Origin of the sequence: Leptolyngbya sp. FACHB-60 (assembly GCF_014695775.1) — a bacterium.
Classification (GTDB): Bacteria; Cyanobacteriota; Cyanobacteriia; order Phormidesmidales; family Phormidesmidaceae; genus Nodosilinea.
On record NZ_JACJOX010000034.1, the window covers coordinates 1 to 18474 of the forward strand.

Below are 18474 nucleotides of genomic sequence, written 5' to 3' on the forward strand. Positions count from 1 at the left end.
TTGTGGCTATGGCCCTGCTGGTAACCTTGCTTCGGGGCAACCTCCCCATTGCCGCGATACTGGTTGTGCCATTCCGTAAGGGTGCTACGGGCAATGCCCAGCAGTTGACTGACGGCAACTTTGGATTGGCCTGACTCAATCGAGGCAATCACTTTCTGGCGCAGGTCAAGGCTGTAGGGAGCTGGCATCACTATAGTCCTCTCGATATCCTGTCATTCTGCCTGACCGAACCCTTATACGGATTGCTATAGCACCTCTTGGGTGAGGGCATTGACAATAGCAACCGTAGCGGGCTTGTCTAGGCCCATGCTGACACCTACCAGAATGTCTGCCCTGGGTTGATAAGGCGGGCGGCTGGGGCGGGGGTAGGGCGTCTGTAGCCGCTCAATAGTGGATTCTAAACGTCGCACGTAGCCCTGTTGGGTTTTGGAGAGGGCTGCCTTGGTGTTCATGGATTCCAGCTTAGTGGCGGTCTTGGCAGCTTTGTCTGTGATTACCTGCTGGGTGCCTTCTAAAGTCCACAGGGCGGTGTCTACAGTGCAAGACAGGTTGAGGTGGTAGCAGTTCCAAGGCTCTGGTTGGTCTTGATGCTTTTTAGAAGGAATCCACGACAGCCGGGCCGCTCGCAGGGTAAAAAGACTGGCTGAGTGGCGATCGCCCCCTGCCTTTTTAGTCTCTTGATCTACCCAAAACCGTTCAAACCAGGGGTAGTGAGGCTTGTCGCAGTAAATCTTGAACCTATACTGGCTGACGCCTTGACCTTGAAAGCTCACCAGTAAGCGGCCCTGTTCATCCCTTGACCAAACAAGGCTTTCGGCAGTTTCGTAGATGATGGGAAAAGGGAGGGTAGCAGATTCGCGTGTAAGTGCTTGGTGCCAGGCGCTGTAGCTCTCATCATCTAAGGGGGGAGCTTGGATGCTCTGGACGAGGGCTTCGGCCCGGATGTTGCCAGTTAAATCGCGGCCTTTGGGGAGGCTAGCCTTAAGTTGAGCCCCTAGCCGCTGGATAGTAATTTCGGCTTTTTGGTAACGCTTTTCAAGAGCTTCTAAGTTTTCTATTTCAGGTTCTAGTTTGGCGCTGCGCTTGAGAAGATAAGCCAGGGCATTTTGGCGCAGGGCTTGTTTGGCCTTGCCATATTCCTGCAACAAGTGTTTGAAGGGGTCTAGATCCTCGACGGTTTTGAGGATGCGAGCTGCGGTGGCCTGTAATTTCTCCAGGCTGCACTTGGCGTTATCGGCCAGAGCGGTGTCGGGTTGGAGAATATTGAGCCAGCGGCGTTTGCCCTCTAGCCGCCACTGCTTACGGCGTTGCAGGCTGAGCCAGCTTTTGAAGGTATAGGTGACTTGCTTTTGGGCTGAGATGTAGTACCAAACAGGTTGATTGCTGAAGCGAGGGTCTTGCTTGAGGGTGTCGATGAGCGTTTTGGCGGGGGCGTTAGACAGGTTGCCCCGGCGCTGCCAGGTAACAAAGTCTGGATGCTGGGAAATCTGGCGGAGAACTTCATTAATGAGTGGGGTGTTGCGCTCGGCCATGAGGTGCCAAATCGCTTTACGGGTGGCTTCTGGGGCAACTAGACGGCAGCGAATCGTCTTTAGACTCATTAGTTTACACGTACTACTCGGCGCTGTTAGTTTAGCGTTTCAGCGAGAAATTACATAGGGCCTGTTAGCTAGGTCAAGGTCTGTAGACATGGCTCTAGAGGCTTTTCAACTAGGGGACAGCGAGGGCGCAAGTGGAATACTTTATTTTTTGTGACGACTTTGTAACGGCATGACGCTAGATTCCGAATAAATACCCACATGCGTGAGCAGCCTATTAAATTAGGGGCATCCTGAAATCGGCTGGGCTCAACGAAAAATAGGCTAGGGCTATACCTTAAAGCCCCGGTAAGACAAGTCGAGCCCCACATGCCAGACAGACAGCCCAAGACGGAGAACGACGCCGTCCTCGGCTAGTAGATATTTAGGAATCATGCTCAATGGCCCGATCAAAGCCCCGGAAGCTGCCAGAAAACTACAAGCACCCCGAAGCAGATAGCCTTTTACGGCCCGATGTGGGCACCCAGCCACAGTTTCCTAAGAAGAAGCGCAAGCCGCCTCAGACATATCGTTACGACTCGTCGCTATCGCCAGCGCTAGATTGGGATGAGAACCCCGCACGTGAGCAAGCTGAATCTCATATTGCTGACATAGAACAGCGACTATCTCAAATCAGTATGAGGTTAGCGCAGCTAAAGTCATTGAACCTGAAGGAAATTGAGCAAGAAGATTTAGAACGCCAGTTGCGTGATTTACACCAACAAGTTTTAGAGCATCTGTCTAGTGCAAACGTAGCACTTAGCAACCTCAAAAATATGAGCCAGCCGTTCCTCAACTGGGCGGGCAAGGCGGAGCGGCTGTCGTTTGAGGTGCCGACGCTGCCGCTGTTTATCCATGAACGGCTTTCGACTAAAGCGATTATTGAAACGCTGCTGGGCCATAAGAAAGGCGGCAACCAGCTTAGTCTGTTTGAACTGTTTGGCGACCCGCAGCACTCGATTGTAGACCAGGCACTAAAAGCCTACGAGCACCGTGACAAGTGGATCAATCGCATGATTTTGGGCGACTCGTTGCAGGTGATGAACTCACTGCTGGAGTATGAGGGTCTGGGCGGACAGATACAGATGATTTATATGGATCCGCCCTATGGGGTGAAGTTTGGCAGCAACTTTCAACCGTTTGTGCGTAAGCGAGATGTAACACACAACGACGATGACAATATGACCCGCGAACCAGAAATGGTGCAGGCATATCGAGATACGTGGGAGTTGGGATTACACAGCTATTTGACTTATCTGCGTGATCGGCTGCTGCTGGCAAGGGATTTATTAACGCCCAGCGGCAGTGTTTTTGTTCAGATTAGTGACGAGAATGTTCATCATGTTAGAGAACTGATGGATGAGATTTTTGGAAAGGAAAATTTTTGCTCGTTACTGATATGTCGGAAAACAAGTGCGTTAAATAGCCCACTTGCAAAAGTAAATGTTATACCGGCTAGTGCCGATTTCTTGCTTTGGTATTCTCGCGATAGAAGCAAGTTAAAATATAAGCAGCTTTATATTGAGAAAAAATTAGATGGAGATGGTGGGGATCATTATCGACAGGTTGATTTACCTGATGGAAGCTCTAGGAGTCTACATCCAAAGGAGATTGCCAATCCTAATCTCTTACCTCCTGGTTCTAATATTTTTCAGAATGACAACTTGATTTCTCAGGGCTACTCTGAAAAACTCTCTCGGACTTTTGAATATGAAGGAAAAGTTTTCTCTCCGGGAAATAACTCTCATTGGAAAACAACGATTGAGGGATTGAAAGTATTAGCGCAAAGAAACCGACTATCCATCACAGGGAAAACACTCCGATACAAGAGGCACTTTAATGATTTTCCTGTCATGATGGTGAATTCTATTTGGGACGATGTTGGGGCAGATCAAAATAAGGCATATGTTGTACAAACTCCAATAGCGATTATCTCTCGCTGCCTCCTCATGACCACCGACCCCGGTGATCTTGTTTTAGATCCAACCTGCGGCAGTGGCACTACCCCCTATGTGGCTGAACATTGGGGCCGTCGTTGGATTACTGCTGACGTTAGCCGAGTGCCTCTCGCTCTAGCGCGGCAGCGCCTCCTTACCGCTACCTTTCCCTATTACGTTCTCAAAGATGAAGCCCGTGGCCCTGCGGGAGGTTTTGTATATAAACGTAAGCAAAACCGCAAAGGCGAAGAAGTCGGCGGCATCGTTCCCCACATCACCCTCAAAAGCATTGCCAACAACGAACAGCCTGATGAGGAAGTACTGGTAGATCGCCCAGAAAAAGACAACAACTATACTCGCGTCACCGGCCCCTTCACCGTTGAAGCCGTTATCCCTACCCCCATTGACGCTGACACTGACACTGACGATGAAATCGCCCCTGCCAATGATGCCTCGCTGTCCTTTGACGATCGCATGCTTGAAGTGCTGCGCAAAAGCCCCGTGCTGCGGCTAGAAGGCAACCGCACCCTAGACTTTCAGCAGGTACGCAAACCCGCTAAAACCCTATATCTCTCTGCCGAAGCTCTGGTCAAAGCCAGCGACAGCCACTCCCCTAGCCTAGAAGACGTGGTAGACGAAGCCCTAGAGCACAACAGTGACAGGCTACCGCTGTCGCTCAAGCCCGTGGCCTTTGTCTTTGGCCCGGAAAATGGCCAAATTGTAGAGCGCACCGTCTACGAATCTGCCAAAGAAGCAGCGGCCAAAAATTACAGCCACCTCTACGTTATTGGCTTTGCCATTCACCCCAATGCCCGCCGACTGATCGACCAGTGCGACGACATTGTGGGCATACCTGCCACCTACGTGCAGGCCACCCCCGATCTGCTCATGGGCGATCTGCTCAAAAACATGCGCAGCAGCCAGATCTTCAGTGTTTGTGGCCTACCCGAAATCGCCGTCCATGCCGCAGAACATCTAGAAGATGCCCCCCGCTACCAAGTCGAGCTGCTGGGCCTAGATGTGTTCGACCCCGGCACCATGGACACCTACCACCGAGGAGCTAATGACGTACCCGCTTGGTTTCTCGACACCGACTACAACGGCCTCTGCTTCCACGTCTGCCAAGCCTTTTTCCCTCGCACCTCCGCCTGGGATCCTCAAAAAAGCCCTCAAAGGCACCTACGAAGATTCCGTGTGGGAGCACCTGTCCGGAACTACCAGCGCCCCCTTTGAAGCAGGCGACCACCGCCAGGTCGCAGTCAAGGTCATTGATGATCGCGGCAACGAATTGCTGGTGGTTAAGGAGCTAAAACCATGAATGACATACCGATTGAAACTGGTTTTTATATTTCTTATCAACAGTCATCTGTAGATGAGAAAACATTAGAGAATCTTCGACAGACTTCCTTCCGATTTGGCCCATTAGAAGAACGTTCTTATGATTCAAAATCTGGGGCTATAGACTTAGGTGGCATAGTCACTTTTGGGCTTGGAGGCTTGATGACTTTAACGGCTGCAACTTTTGTTCGCCAGCCTATCAACGAATTTATGAATGGCTTTTGGAATGAGCTTTTAGGCGAAGGCTTCTTCAAGTCTAAGGGTGCCGACGCAGCAGAATTTATCAAGATGATTGCACCTAGGATAGCTAGGACCCAAAAGCTTAAGATCGATTATTATTTGTACGAACTATTTCAAACCGTTGTCTTTAATCAGCTTGACAATCAAGGTGCATACGAAATCTATCAAGAAGTTGATGTTAATGGAAAGTACATCACTTTTTTTGTTGTCTTAAATCATTATGATATGACAACGGATTTGATTCTGAATTTGTCTGACTCTTTCCTTAAGGCAGTAGCTTATCTTAGGAATCATGGTATCCCAAACGACAATCCTGGAATAGTACAGCTCTACCCTGACTGGGAATCATGCACATGGAGGTATCTTTTCATCCCTTCTAATAATGCTTTTGGCAAATTCATTGATACTTATATAGACTTGACTGATGGAAAAATTTATTCCATCAATTCACCGCGTGATTTCGTTGAAAGATTTAATGTTAAGCCACAAGATAAGTTTAAGTTAATTATCAGCCCAAGAAATGGCGATCAATTTCTTCTCGATGACCTTTAAGTAATTTGATAATTCTTTGTGGCTCTTTGAGGCCGTAATTCTTATTTGGCACCATGACCTACGAAGTCGATACTCCCATCCTCAATTCGCCCTTTGACAAACCAGACCGCTATTGGTTTATCCGCGAAGGCGAACCACCTCATCTCCGCGATGGGCGGCGGCCTTCCATCGTCTATCCACCCAGAGATCAAACCAAACCCTGGGATACCCGCAACGACATCCTTAGCCCCTGCAAAGAGCTGCCCTTGGGCCATGAGCATCGCGGATTTGACAACGCCTACCTAATGGCCCTGGTCAACCAAATTCGCGATCGCCTAGACGAATGGCGGGCCGAAGGCTACCCCGGTGTCACCCGCACCACCCTAGAGCTGCTGACCCTATGGAATGATCCTGACCGCGCTACCCGCCTGTTCTTTGCCCAGCGAGAGGCCGCTGAGGCCGTTATCTTTTTGACCGAGGCTCGGCCTGACTTGCGCCAGGGCATTAACGTGCCCACCGATGACCCCACCGAGCAGCAGTGGCAAGACGGCATTCGCGCCTTTACCCGCTACGCCTGCAAAATAGCTACGGGTGGCGGCAAAACCACCGTCATGGCCATGCTGGCCGCTTGGAGCATTCTCAACAAAGTCAACGATCGCGGCGATGCCCGATTTTCTGACGTAGTGCTGATCGTGTGCCCCAACGTCACCATTCGCGATCGCCTGGCCGAACTCAACCCCGACCTGGGCGAAGCCAGTCTCTACCGCACCCGCGAACTGGTGCCGCCCCACCTGATGGATAGCCTGCGGCGGGGGCGCGTACTGGTGATGAACTGGCACATGTTTGAGCGGCGCACACCCCAGACCGCCGGTGATGCCCCAGCCAAGGTGACGCGAGTAGGCGTACAGGTACAAACCACCGAACTCATTCGCATTGGCGACAAAAACACTACCGCCCGAGGTCGTCGCTACCTCGACCTCGACACCTACCGCAAGCAAGTTGCCCTGGGGCAACTGCGCGTTGCCGACGGCGGCGAAGACTACGACACCCAGGGCAACCTCAAAGCAGCCAAGGTCGTTTCCTTTCGCTACCTGGAGAGCGAAACCGCTTGGATCAATCGTATCCTAGGGCGCGAAGTGGGCGGCAAACAAAACATTCTGGTGCTCAACGACGAAGCCCACCACGCCTACCGCATTCACCCCGAAGAGAAAGACGACGACCAGGCCGCCCTCTGGGAAGATGAGGCCGAAGAAGACGAAGACTACCAAGTACAGGAAGCCACCATCTGGGTAGAAGGGCTCGACCGGATCAACAAGCTGCGGGGCATTAACCTCTGTGTTGACCTCTCCGCTACCCCCTACTACCTCAGCCGCATGGGGCGCAATGCCAACAAGCCTTTTCCCTGGGTGGTGTCAGACTTTAGCCTAATGGATGCGATCGAGGCGGCGCTGGTCAAGGTGCCTCAGCTCGCTGTGCGTGATAGCACCGGCAAAGACGTACCCGGCTACTTCAACATCTGGAAGTGGATCATGGAGCAGATGAGCACCAAAGAGAGGGGCAGCAATAAGGCCAACCCCAAACCAGACTCAGTACTCAAACACGCCCAGCACCCAATCACTATTTTGGGAGCCGAGTGGGCGGCACTAACGGAAGAATGGGCCAACGACCCTGAGCGAGAAGATCCACGCCCGCCTGTGTTTATTGTGGTGTGCAAGAATACTGCGATCGCCAAGACCATCTACGAATGGTTGGCAGAGAACAAGCAGGCGTCGAATATCTCCCCTTGTAAAATCCCTCTCTTTCGCAATACCGAAGACCGGGTGAACACCATTCGCGTCGATTCTAAAGTGGCCCAGGAGATGGAATCTGGAGCCTCAGCCTCCGATGAAGCCAAGTGGATGCGCCTTACCCTCGACACCGTAGGGCGTATGACCTGGCCCAGCGATCGCCAGGGTCGCCCCATCTACCCCGAAGACTTTGAAGCCCTCGCTCAAAAGCTCAAGCGGCCTCTGCACCCGCCTGGGCGAGATATTCGCTGTATTGTCTCCGTAGGCATGCTCACCGAAGGCTGGGACTGCAATACCGTTACCCACGTCATCGGCATTCGCCCCTTTATGTCACAACTGCTGTGTGAGCAGGTAGTGGGTCGAGCCTTGCGCCGTGCCGACTATACCCTCAATGACAAAAACCAGTTTGAAGAGGAAGTAGCCAAGGTCTTTGGAGTGCCCTTCGAGATCATTCCCTACAAGGCCAACCCCAATAACGCTAAACCCAAGAAGCAAAAGCGGCACCGAGTCTATGCTGTGCCTGGCAAATCCCAATATCGCATCGAGATTCCCCTAGTGCAGGGCTACACTCAGGCAGTCAAAAACCGAGTGCGGGTTGATTGGGATTCCGTTAGCTCCCTAGAGCTTGACCCCTTTAACATCGCCCCCGAAGTTGAAATGAAGGCCACCATCCCCAATAACCAGGGCCGCGCCTCCCTCTCTGGCCCCGGCAAGCTAGAGAGCGTTAACCTCAACCCCTTCCGCAAGGGGCGGCGGTTCCAAGAGCTGGTGTTTGACCTAGCCAGCACCCTCACCAAAACCTACATGGGCAGCGGCACCTACGAGGCCCCCGCCCATGTGCTGTTTCCGCAGTTGAGGACGATCTGCGATCGCTACCTGCACGAAAAGGTTAAACCCATCAAACCCGCTGACATCCTAGACGTGTTTCTGTCACCTTACTACGGCTTTGTGGTCGATCAGCTCACCCAGTCCATTCGCCCCGACACCGACGAAGGCGAAACCCCAGAAGTCCCCAAATACGAAACTCATCGGGGCCTTTGCACCACCGACGATATTGACTTCTGGAGCAGCAAATCGGTTCGAGATGTTATCCATTGCCATGCGAACTACGTAGTAGCCGACACCCACCAATGGGAGCAGGCAGCGGCATACATCATTGACACCCACCCTGGCACCGCAGCCTTTGTCAAAAATGAAGGACTGCGGTTCACCATCCCCTATCTGGGCAAAGACGGCTACCCTCATGACTACATCCCCGATTTCATCATTCGCCTGAAGACCGACGAGCCCCACCACTTCATCCTTGAAACCAAAGGCTGGGACCCTCAGCGAGACTTAAAGAAAGCAGCAGGTCAGCGCTGGGCTGCTGCCGTTAATGCCGATGGCCGCTACGGTCACTGGCAATATGAGATGTGCCAGCTCAAAGATGTCAGGCAGCTCATGGACGAAGCTTGGGAGATAGCAAAAGCCTAGAGCACAAAGATTTAAGGGGACGTTGCTGTACCTAGAAGACCTGGTGGCTCCAAATCAATGCGTAACTCCTCAGTAACCTGCTCAATGTCGGCGGGTGACAGGTAGTTCAGCAGATAAGCTACTAAGTCCTCTTGCCTGTTTTGACCAGAAACCATGCGGTAGACGGTTATAGAGCGTTTCAGCGCCTCTAGACGTTCGCTATCCCGGCTAAGGGGGTAGTTGGGTACTTAGCAAATCAGATCAAGATTTCTTTACACAGAAAATACTGATTGTTTCCGTATTTTTAGTTCGAGCAAGGGAAATATTAAAGAGGACATACTCCTTCAGATCGCCGAGCAAGATCACGTGTATTGATTTTGGTGAGAAGTAAATAGTAGGTCGTATCTCATGCTCAGGTGGAAGTAATCATAACTGAGAACGTTTTTTGGGGCTAGGTTATATGACTCGATCTGCTGATTACACAATTAAAGGCTTTCTATACCAATTTCATCAAACTATATTTGAAATTTTAGGATCAGAGGATGATCACCAAATTACAGTTGAAGGCATAATTGAAGATATTGATATTACAACGCCTACAGGTATTACAGCAATACAGTGCAAGTATCACGGCTCAAGTGGGAATTTTCAAGTAAGCACTATCTATAAGCCTTTGCTACAGATGCTTCAGCATTGTTGCGAAAATCAAAGTAGCGATATTAGATATGTTCTGTTTGCTCATTTTTCAATAATTAGTGATCCACCACCAAACATTGGCAAAGCTGAGTGCGAGAGTGCTCTGAAATCGACAAATAAAGATCTTAAAAAGTATGTTGACAAAATTTCTTCTGCCATTAATATTGACAATTTTCTAAGCAGATTCGAAATGAGATTTGGTCCTAGTTACGATATTTTAGTACAAAAAGTTAACGATGCACTCAGAGCAAATGGCATCCCTGAGGATTCAATTGAGACACTTGCCTATCCAAATGCAGTGAATGCTATTGCTGCAGTCAGTATCAAGCATGATCCAAATGAACGAAAAATCACTAAGAAGCAGTTCCTAGAAAACTTAAAAGAAATTCGCCAAACAGCCATCACTCAGTGGACAATGGCTCTAAAATCAAAGGAAAAGCTGCTTGCTGCTAAACGCAAGCAGCTTAAGACCAAGTTCGATGCCAATAAGTGTCGTCGTTACTTCATAATTAATTCAAAAAGCATAGAAGACTTTGATGATGAAATTGTAAAATTTATTAGAGGATATCGCAACAAATATCACTGGAAGACAGCACATTTAGAGACACCTCTAATCTGCCTTACATGTGAATATAATGATATCCAGGGAATACAAAAGCGCTTGCATCTACAAAAAGTAATTGCCGAAGATGGTTATATCGGTGGCTCTTTTGAAGAAGGTAGATTTTTCCGAGAGCCACTTCGAGGCAAGCCTGTAAGCGGAGTTGCCGCCCCTGAGTTTCATTTTCGAATTATTAGTTGGGAGGATAACCAAAAAAATGGCAACGTATTAAATAAACAAAAAGGTCAGTATTTGTTTGCTTTAGGTGAGATTGAAATTAGTTCTCTCGATATACAGGATGTCGAAGTAGAGCTTTTACGAGGAATGAACATGAAAGAGTTTCAGTATGTTATTGGCTTAAGTGATTCACATGAATGAAGTTAGTGAACATACCAATAGGATTGGGCAAGTCGTATCCTGCTCCCCTGGACTGATAACAGTTTTTATAGAGAGTCTAGAGATTTTTGAAAAACATAAGCCATTACTCCAAATCGGAAGATATTTAAAAATTCAGCAAGGAAATAACGATTTTACTATTGCTGCAATTTGCAATGTTCGGGAATAATAATCGCAAGTCAAGAACCTGAACCCTCCTGGCAGTTTCAAATAGATTGTCAGGCAGTTGGAACGCTCGTTGACGATAAAGATTTTGAACGATCTAGTATACTTTTACCAGTCCCAACAGAGCCAGTGTTTGTTGCAGATGAGGATACTTTAGACAAAATATTTTCAGAAGATAATAATTATCAATTTCCTCTTGGCTATTTGTCTTTAAATCAAGCTATCCCTTTTAAAGTTGATGGAGATTGTTTTTTTAGTAAACATATAGCTGTTGTTGGCTCAACTGGGTCTGGAAAATCTTGTACAGTTGCAAGAATTCTACATGATGTGGTCGGCATAGGTGAGAAACAAAACCGAAATCTTGGTAAACAAAATAATTCGCACGTTGTAATTTTTGATATTCATGATGAATATACATCAGCGTTTCAACTTGCTGATGAGCAGTCATTCAATTTAAATCGGCTAGATGTCGATACTCTAAATCTTCCATATTGGCTAATGAACTCGGAAGAACTAGAAAGTATTTTTATTGAAAGCAACGAACAAAATTCTCATAATCAAGTTAGCCAGTTCAAACAGGCTGTCATCCTCAACAAGGAAAAACACAATCCAGAAATAAAAGAGGTAACATATGACATGCCTATTTATTTCTCAATTGAAGAGGTCTATCGCTATATTGAAAATATGAATCGAGAGGTTATAGGACGCCTGCCCAACGAAAACAAGCCAAAACTTGCTGATAGCACTTTAATCAGTGATCGAAAAGATTGCTATTTTGACGTAATACATGATTTTGCAACACCAAGCCAAGCAAAAGAGTCAAAGGCAAGTATTGGGCCATTCAATGGTGAATTTAATCGTTTTGTATCCCGTTTGGAAACAAAGCTATCGGATAAGAGGCTTCGCTTTCTACTTCAGTCCGAAAAAACTGATGGCGAACTTTGTAAAACCTGTGACTTTGAGGATATTACAAAGCAGTTTCTAGGTTACTTAGATAAATCAAATGTCACTATTGTTGATTTGAGTGGCATTCCTTTTGAGGTATTGAGCATCACAGTAAGCCTTGTATCTCGTTTGATTTTTGACTTTTGTTTCCATTATTCCAAACTGTGTCATGACAGCGGTGGTCTGAATGATATCCCTGTCATGATTGTTTGTGAGGAGGCCCATAACTATATCCCTCAAAGAGAAGATGCAGCATACCGTTCATCTAGAAAATCACTGGAAAGAGTGGCGAAAGAGGGAAGGAAATATGGATTAAGTTTGATGGTTGTAAGTCAAAGACCATCAGAAGTATCTGAAACAATTTTTGCTCAATGCAATAACTTTATTTCTTTGCGATTAACTAATAGCGCCGACCAGAATTATGTAAAACGATTGTTTCCCGATAATTCTAACGGCATTACTGATATCCTTCCAAATCTTGCTCCTGGAGAATGTATTGTTGTAGGAGATGCTGTTTTACTTCCAGCAGTTATACAAATGCCACTGCCAGATCCAGAACCTAACTCTCGGAGTATTTGTGTGCATCAGGAGTGGGAAAAACCTTGGAGAGACATCACATTTTCAGATGTAATCAATCGATGGAGGAAGGAAAACTCAGATACTTCTCTTTCTGATGCCACAGAATAATTACATATCTGCTAAGCTCCAATCGCTCTCGCAAATCCCAACATACGGACAAATTCCGCAACTAATTTTAGAAGGTTTAGGGATAAAATCGCCTTTGACCAGTTTTTTAGCAAGGACAGATGCCTGAGATTTAAGGTTATTGAGTGCTGCGGAGTCAAAGGTATATATGTGATTGTGACGTAGGTAGGCGAGATGAGCGTTGGGTTTGTCTATAGCTTGGCTGTAGGCCCAGAGCTGAAACTGGTGGTGCTCCGGGTGCATAGTTTGGTCAGTTTTAAAATCGAGCACAAAATCCTCACCCACCAAATCCACCACGCCGTTGAGGGTGAGGTCGCCCAATGTAAGTGAAACTGGGTGTTCCCAATGAGTCGCGCCTGCACGATAGGCGGCATAGACCGGGAGTTGGCGAAAGGCTTGGGCTAGGCTCAGCGCTTCTGCAACGGCGGTTGATGGTAGGTGGGGAGCATACGTGGCCAATGGCTCGGCCTGGTTAATGCCAAGTTCCAGAGCTTTGTGGGTGAGCTTGCCTAACTCCATACCCATGTTGGGAGTGCCGTTGCCGCTGGTGTAGCCGGGGTGGCCATCCACATGGCGAAACTTAAACCGCAGGGGGCAGATCGCGTAGTCGCTCAGTGCTGTAACGGGAAGTTCGGCAAAGCCCGCCCTGGCAGGGTAGAGCATGATCTGCTCGGGCAGGGGTGGAATGATAGGGGCCACCGGGGCGACGGGCTGGGCTAGGGCTGGCGCAAAGGGTATAGAAGCAGGAGTAATCAAACCCTCTAGCCCAGGCTGCAAAATATCGAGGCCACCACCAGCTGCTTTAGCAGCGGTGAGGATGAGGCGATCGCGTACCCGAGTCAGGGCCACATAGAGCACCCGCTTACTTTCCTCGCTGTCAGCAGCTTTCTTGCGCTGCTCCAGCAGAATGTAGAGGGCCGATTTTTGGCGTTCGCTGTCCTCATCCTCTAGCTTGAGGGCCACCCCCAGCTCGGGGTCGAAGCGCACCAGGGGCGAGTCGGGGCGCGACTGGCGAGCCAGGTCGGGCACGATCACCACTGGCCACTCCAGCCCCTTGGAGCCGTGAATAGTCATCAGGCTGACGGCATTGCCTCCGGCCAGGGCGGGGCGAGGCACCTCGACCTCGGCAGTCTGCAACCGCTGAAGCCGACGGATGACGGCCAGCGCGTCGAAGCTATCCGATTCGAGCGATCGCACCAGTTCCCCAAAGCCCTGCCAGTCGGCCAGTCGGCGATCGGCACCAGGCAGGTTGGCGATTACAGCAGTGTAGCCGGTGAGGCGATCACCAATTTGCAGCAGCCGCGTCGGCGCTTCAGTGCGACGGGCAATCAGCAGCTCACCCAGGGTTTCTCTAGCGCGGCTCAGGTCTGGGTCGGCACTGTCTCGCAGGTGCTTCCACCAGCCCGTTTTCTTTGGCAGGGTTTGGGCAAAGGTGTAGAGGATGGTATCGCTGACCGCAAAGAAGGGGCTGCGCAGCACCACCGCCAGGGCCAAACTATCGGTGGGGTCCGCCAAAAACCGCAGCAGCGCCCCGGCATCTTTGGCTTCGCGGGTGTCGAGCAGGTTGCCGCCCCCGGCTTGCAAAACAGGGGTGTCGCGGGCGGCGATCGCATTGCCATACAGCTCCAACGGCCCCCAGGTGCGCGACAAAATGGCGATGTCCTTAGGCTGAATATCTCGCAATTGCCCGCTGGGTTTGTCGTGGACTTGCAGCTTGGCCGACAGCATGTCCTCCACTAGATCGGCGATTTTCTGGGCTTCCACTCGGCGGCAGGCATCAGCATTGGTGTCGATGCCCTTGTCTTTCTGATATTCCTCATCCACTGTCACGGTGAAGAGCTGGATCTCTGGGTTTGGCTCCAGGGTTTCCTGGCGGTGGGCGTCGAGGGGCTGGTGCAACTCGGCCAGCACGGGGGCAAACACCTGGTTGATTTGGGTGATTAGAGCTTGGTGGGTACGAAAGCTAAGACTGAGTTCTACCGAATCATTACTGGGGTGAATGCGGCTCTGCCATGCCTCAAACACCCGCACATCCGCCTGCCGAAAGCTGTAGATGGACTGTTTGGGATCGCCGACGATAGTGAGGGTGGCGTTGGCGGTGAGCGTTTCGAGTAGTTGCCCCTGGATGGGGTTGGTGTCTTGAAATTCGTCGATGAGGAATACCTGCCAACGTTGGGCGTAGTAGTGCTGCACAGCTGGGTCTGCCAGGGCTTGCAGGGCGTGAATTTCTAGGTCGTTGAAATCCAAAACTCGCTGCTGGTACTTGGCCTTTTGTAGAAAGTCTCTCACCCAGACAAAGGCCCCGCGCAGGTTGGGCAGTAGGGCATCGGTTTGGTCGTCGCAGGCGTTAGGTTCCAGGGTGATCAGTCCGGTTTTGATCGCCTCTCGGGCCAGGTCGCGCAGCGCGGCGATCGCCCCTTTCACCGCATCCAATACATCTTTGCCACCCCAGTTCTTTTGGCTACCGACGTTGATTCTCAGGCTGTCGAGAATATCTAACGCCTGGGCGGCATGGCCTTCTTCAAACAGGGCGATCGCCCCCAGTGCTGCCAACCGATGCTCCTCTAGTTTGTCGCCAGGGGCGGCGTAGGCTTGTAGGGTATGCTTGCTGCTCAGCCAGTCCGGGTGCGATAAGAATTCCTCTAAGGCCTGACGTTGAATGCGCTCCACCCAAGGCAGCCAGTCGTTGCGGCCTTTCTCTAGAGCCTGGGCAGCGGTGAGCGGGTCGGCTAGCAGCGCCTGCAACACGTCTCGCATGAGCGAGTAGGGAAGGCCCAGGTAGAAGTAGCTGGGCAGTTGGGCCAGGGCATCGGCAAAGACATCGGCCTGCCAGATCGGGCTTTCCAGCTCATCCTGCACGGCAAAGTCGGGGGGCACGTTGGCGATGGTGGAATGCTCCCGGCAGATGCGAGCGGCCAGGGCGTGAAAGGTGCTGATCTGGGCGGCTTCCAACTCGGCCAGCAGGTCGGGGCGATCGCCCATAGAAGTAGCGATAGTGGAGCGGATGCGCGATCGCAGTTCCGCCGCCGCTTTCTCGGTAAAGGTTACGGCCACAATTTGCAGGGGCGAAAATCCCTGCTGCAAAAAGTACCGATAGCGCTCCGAGAGCATGTGGGTTTTACCGGTGCCCGCCCCTGCCATAACCGCCACACTCTGAGGACTGTAGGCGGCGCGTTCTTGCTGTTCAGTCAGTCCCATGGGTAATCTCCTTACGGCTGAGGCGGTCGCCCTGGCGACACAGGGCATCAAAATCGCAGTAGGTGCAGGCCTTTCGTTCCGTGTCGGGCTGCACTGGATAGTGCCCCGTTTCTAAATGGATTTTGCAGCGCTCAATGGCGGCAGGCAGTTCGTGCTGGGGGGCCTTCGACGAGAGCGCAATTTTTTCCCTGCCGCGAATGGAATAGTAGTAGGCATCAGCAATGAGTTCATCAAACCGGGCTGGGCCAGCGGCCTCCCGGTAGAGCGGGAGCTGGAGATCGATACAGGCTTTGCCGGTTTGGTCTTTGATGCCGAGGGGGCGGCTTTTGCCGGTTTTGTAGTCGATTAGCACCAGTCCGGCCTCAGTGCGATCAATCCGGTCAATGCGGCCCCGCACCTTGAGGCCGTGCCATTCCCCCTCAAAGTCGCCCTCCAGCAAAACAGGCTCTGCCCCAGTGGGTAAAAAGTTGGGGTCTTGTAGGGCCAGGGCCAGAATTCGCAGATGTTCTTCTCGGCGCAAGGTCCAGGCAGGAAGAGTGGGGGAAATGAGTTCGCGTTCGGCGATCGCGAACGCTGCGTGCAGCATCCCTGGGTCGGCTACCTCCAACTCTGGGTGCTCGCCCCACGCGGCCAGCACTAGCTCCAGCACCCGGTGGTAGAGTTGGCCGATCTGGCTGGGGTTGAGGTCGTCGTCGGTTTCCTCCGGTGGCCCCAGCTTCAGCAGTTTGTTAGCAAACCAATTGAAGGGGCATTGGCCTAGATTCCGTAACTGCGACACGCTAAAGGGCCAGTTGCCATAGTCGAAGGGAATGCCGATGACGCCGTCGTACTCGTTGGCGGCGGCGCTGCTCTCGCGACCCTGCTCAACGGCATAAGCATGAACGGCAGCCAGGAGCACCGGATCTTCGGTTTGGGAGCTATGGCGCAGGACAGTGCGGCGATGTTCTTCGGGGCTGGCGATCGCGGGGACTGGCGGTTCACTGGGTTTCAGCCCCAATTGTGCCAGGTAGGGGCTGGGCAAGAGTTCCTTGCGCCCCTCCAACTGGGGATAGGAAAAGACCACGGCGGTGGTCACTGTTTGCAGCAAAAAGTAGACATTCAGCGCCTCCCGCCGAGCCATTTCGGCGGCGCTGGGCAGCATGACTTTTTGCTGGCGGAGCTGCTGCCGTTCAAAGAAGTCGAGCAGTGGGTCGTTGCCGATCGGAGCAGGCAGCACGCCCTCGGCCATGCCAATGACAAATAGGTGGGTATACCTGGCCCCCACTACCGAGCGGGGGCTGTGCAGCTCGACCCCGCCGCGACCCGGCTGGGCGGGTACGGTCAAGCTATCCAGCAAGTCCCGTAACTCCTGGCGAAACTCGCCCCAGTTGAGGATTTCCGCTTCGGGTTCGGCCAGTTCCCTCAATGCATCGCGGAACCGGTTAAACGCCACGCTCTCCCTCGCCCAGCGGGCGCAGCGGCGACGCAGATCAAACCGGCCCAAAATGCTTTGCCACAGCTCTACCCAGGTGTCGCGGCGGCGGGCTTGGTTGATCTGGGCCAGCAGGTCGAGGTCGAGATCGAGGTGGTCTTGGGCTAGGGCTTTCCAGGCGGCAAAGTCCTGGGGATATTGGCGGCGGGCGGTGGCCCAAAAGTCGCGATCGGGGTTGCTGGCTAGGACATGGCTGAGTAGCCGTGCTGTGCCCTCGAAGGGAAATTTGGCATCGAGCACGTCTACCAGCAGATTTAGCCAGGTTCCCAAGCGAGTGCTTAGCAGCGGGGTTTGGTAGAGGGCTCGTAGGGGCACACCGTACTCCCATGCGATGTCGATCAGCTTGGGGCCGTAGGCGACTTCGTCTCTGGCGACAATGGCGATGTCGCGGGCGAGGGTGCCGTCGTTGAGCAGGGCTTTGACTTGGGCCAGAGTCCCTCGCACCTCTGCTTCCAGGGTGCTGTAGGCGTAGGAGGTGGTGGCTCCAGAGAGACCAGGTTTCTGCGTCCCATTTTGCTGTCCCTGCCCCAGCTCACCGCTAGAAACCCGGTCTCTGGCCCCGCAGAAAACTTGGCTGAGCGATTCCCCCAAGGCGAAGTTCCCAGGGTTCTGCTCAGACTTGGCGTCTACGTTCTCACCCCCGTTAGAACTCTGGGATCTGGTATCCAGTTCACCAGTGACCTGCCAGCCTTGCTCTACCAGCCAATCCACAGATGTTTGGCTATCGGCAAACAGCGGTGACTCTGCGATCGGCAAAAACAGTACGCTTTCGTCGGCAGCCAGAGCATTGATCCAGGCCAGCTCATCGGGGCGAGGCTGAAAGTAGCCGTAGATAAGCAACTGTTGGGGGGGAACCTTGCTCTCTGCAGCTTGCCAGTAGAGGTCTGCCCCATCAATGAAACCTTGCTCACTCAGGGCAGTTTGATAAGCCTTTGCAACGTCGAGAAGCTGGGCGATGCGGGGAGAGGTGGCTGTTACCGTAGAAAGATTTGGGCTGCTTTGGAGGAGCGATCGCACCCCCGGCATCCAGGCTCTGGCGGTACCCAGCCCATCTACCGGCTGCGCAAGGTCTTGCACCACTTGGCGAAATAGCCTTTGAGCTGTGCGGTCAGGGGCGATTTTCTTACCTCCAGACTCTACAGCCTTGATCGCCAACTGGCGTAGAGCCTGGTGTTGCGCATGCAGTGCCCTAGCCGCCAGCCGCGATGGGGTAACGAGTTGAGAGCCAGGCCGCTTTGACCATTCCAGGGCAGTGGCATAGCTATTGCTGTGGGTTAAGACAAATCTTGCCATGCCAGTCTCTCCAATGTTCCGCCGGGCAGCAGCTGTAAACTGGCCATCAAGACGCTGTGCTAGCCCCACACCACATCACTATGAAAGCTAAGTTTCGTAAGTCTTCTTAGCTTGCCCAGACTGATCGGGGAAAAGTTCAGGC

General features: G+C 51.9%; 9 protein-coding genes. 5 read left to right on the plus strand and 4 right to left on the minus strand.

Annotated features, from left to right (window positions below; genetic code table 11):
- Nucleotides 1-188 (minus strand): IS630 transposase-related protein (locus tag H6F57_RS13800; RefSeq protein WP_190624969.1); only part of this gene is annotated, 188 nt, incomplete at its 3' end.
- A 57-nt stretch (nt 189-245) separates the two neighbouring features.
- Nucleotides 246-1601 (minus strand): type V CRISPR-associated protein Cas12k, encoded by a 1356-nt coding sequence (cas12k, locus tag H6F57_RS13805; protein WP_190626331.1) that lies wholly within the window; start codon nt 1599-1601, stop codon nt 246-248.
- Between the two features lie 1070 nt (nt 1602-2671).
- On the opposite strand from cas12k, the gene H6F57_RS13810 reads away from it, so the two are divergent.
- The 5 genes from H6F57_RS13810 (at nt 2672) to H6F57_RS13830 (ending at nt 12352) form a co-directional block, all read left to right on the plus strand.
- The gene (locus H6F57_RS13810; RefSeq protein WP_242024849.1) at nt 2672-4747 is read left to right on the plus strand and encodes a site-specific DNA-methyltransferase; all 2076 of its coding nucleotides are present in this window, start codon (nt 2672-2674) and stop codon (nt 4745-4747) included.
- A gap of 81 nt (nt 4748-4828) precedes the next feature.
- Nucleotides 4829-5644, plus strand: a complete 816-nt coding sequence (locus tag H6F57_RS13815; protein ID WP_190626332.1) for a hypothetical protein — start codon at nt 4829-4831, stop codon at nt 5642-5644.
- Between the two features lie 53 nt (nt 5645-5697).
- A complete protein-coding gene (locus tag H6F57_RS13820; RefSeq protein ID WP_190626333.1) occupies nt 5698-8883 on the plus strand; it encodes a DEAD/DEAH box helicase family protein in 3186 nt (1061 codons plus the stop codon).
- A 439-nt stretch (nt 8884-9322) separates the two neighbouring features.
- Nucleotides 9323-10537: a hypothetical protein gene (locus H6F57_RS13825; protein WP_190626334.1), complete on the plus strand. Its 1215-nt coding sequence runs from the start codon at nt 9323-9325 to the stop codon at nt 10535-10537.
- Nucleotides 10538-10849: 312 nt separating this feature from the next.
- Nucleotides 10850-12352, plus strand: a complete 1503-nt coding sequence (locus H6F57_RS13830; protein WP_206753717.1) for an ATP-binding protein — start codon at nt 10850-10852, stop codon at nt 12350-12352.
- Here the strand turns inward: H6F57_RS13830 and H6F57_RS13835 are convergent, their stop codons facing one another.
- Together H6F57_RS13835 and H6F57_RS13840 are read right to left on the minus strand one after the other, a co-directional pair.
- Nucleotides 12353-15568, minus strand: a complete 3216-nt coding sequence (locus H6F57_RS13835) for a UvrD-helicase domain-containing protein (RefSeq protein WP_190626335.1) — start codon at nt 15566-15568, stop codon at nt 12353-12355. It lies immediately after the preceding gene.
- Nucleotides 15555-18332 (minus strand): PD-(D/E)XK nuclease family protein, encoded by a 2778-nt coding sequence (locus H6F57_RS13840; protein WP_190626336.1) that lies wholly within the window; start codon nt 18330-18332, stop codon nt 15555-15557. The genes H6F57_RS13835 and H6F57_RS13840 overlap by 14 nt, the downstream gene beginning before the upstream one ends.
- Nucleotides 18333-18474: the final 142 nt, after the last annotated feature.